Genomic DNA, 388 nt, shown 5'->3' on the forward strand with positions numbered 1-388 from the left:
AAAAGGTCGCCGGAGGAAGGATGACAATATTATGGCAAAAATACACACTATCTACAAAGAAGACAAATGGAATATGATTACGGCTGAAATGGAAGGCGTTCGTATTATCGTACGCGAGATTCCCACAGAGTGGGGCGAAGATACGTACGTACTGAACGGACGCCATGAGCTTATGGACTGGGCTAAGAAGCACTTCACGCAGGATAAATACGAACATGCAGCAGAGATCATCGAGAATTTCGGGAAACTTTAAGGCATCATACTAAATAAATAAGAGGCGGCTCCGTTCTGATACGGAGGCCGCCCCTTATTTATTTCAAGACTATATCGCGTAATGCCCGCCGCAGAATCTTTCCTGTTGTGTTTTTGGGCAACTCCTCGATGAAAA

Annotated in this window: 1 protein-coding gene; it reads left to right on the forward strand. The window is 44.8% G+C overall.

Going from position 1 to position 388, the window contains the following annotated elements:
• The coding region (locus LKX83_RS31980; protein ID WP_227887302.1) for a hypothetical protein at positions 1-253 on the forward strand (253 nt) is incomplete at its 5' end.
• Positions 254-388 lie beyond the last annotated feature (135 nt).

Origin of the sequence: Cohnella baijiui (assembly GCF_020731285.1) — a bacterium.
Lineage (GTDB): Bacteria > Bacillota > Bacilli > Paenibacillales > Paenibacillaceae > Cohnella.